The organism is Vibrio sp. 2033 (assembly GCF_033339735.1).
On the sequence record NZ_JAWOVC010000769.1, the window covers coordinates 1 to 531 of the forward strand.

General features: G+C 47.1%; 1 protein-coding gene. It reads left to right on the plus strand.

What is annotated here, in order from left to right; translation table 11 throughout:
* On the plus strand, positions 1–531 hold a 531-nt coding region (locus R7P74_RS28995; protein WP_318124161.1), incomplete at both ends, for an ABC transporter permease.

A 531-nucleotide genomic window follows, 5' to 3' on the forward strand; every position in this document is an offset into this window, starting at 1 on the left:
CCTTTTTGGACGTCACTATTGGTCCGTACGACCTCTTGGATTGTGTTGTTGCAAAATCAGGGGGTGATTAATGATTTACTGATTTGGTCTGGTTTAACGTCTGAGCGAATTCAGATGATACACAATACCTTTGGTACGGTTGTTTCTATGGTACACATCTTATTGCCTTTTATGATTCTGCCGCTCTACAGTGTAATGAAAGGCATCAGTCCAACGTATTTCCGCGCCGCTCGTTCCTTAGGGGCGTCCCCTCTTGTTGCATTCGTCAAAGTCTACATGCCGTTTACTTTACCGGGTATTGGCGCTGGAGCGTTGCTCACGTTCATTCTTTCGATTGGTTTTTACATTACGCCGGCACTCGTGGGCGGAAGGAGTGGGCAAATGATCTCCAATATGATTGCGTACCACATGCAAACCTCGCTCAACTGGGGAATGGCGGGGGCGTTAGGTGGGCTGCTTTTGTTTGTCGTGCTCGCGCTGTTTTATGTGTTTAACCGTGTGGTTGGCATAAATAACATTAAGGTAGGAGGA